Annotated in this window: 1 protein-coding gene; it reads left to right on the forward strand. The window is 65.7% G+C overall.

Annotated elements, in window-relative coordinates:
• Window positions 1-40 precede the first annotated feature (40 nt).
• On the forward strand, window positions 41-359 hold a 319-nt coding region (locus AAW13_RS43795; protein ID WP_338059090.1), incomplete at its 3' end, for a condensation domain-containing protein.

The raw sequence follows: 359 nt of genomic DNA on the forward strand, positions 1-359 counted from the left end.
CCTGCGTGAGGTGTCGCGTGAGTGCGGTGTGTCGATGTTCATGACGTTGTTGGCCGCGTACGCGGTGTTGTTGGGGCGGTATGCGGGGTCGGAGGACGTGGTGGTGGGCACGCCGGTGGCGAACCGGAACCGTGCCGAGACGGAGGACTTGATCGGGTTCTTCGTGAACACGTTGGTGATGCGGGCGGATCTGTCGGGTGATCCGTCGTTCCGTGAGGTGCTGGGGCGGGTGCGGGAGACGGCTCTGGGTGCGTACGCGCATCAGGATGTGCCGTTCGAGCAGGTCGTGGACGCGTTGGTGGCCGACCGGGACCGTTCGCGCACGCCGTTGTTCCAGGCCCTGCTCAACTACGACTTCG

Origin of the sequence: Streptomyces humi (assembly GCF_001005085.2) — a bacterium.
In the GTDB taxonomy this organism is placed as follows: Bacteria; Actinomycetota; Actinomycetes; order Streptomycetales; family Streptomycetaceae; genus Streptomyces; species Streptomyces humi.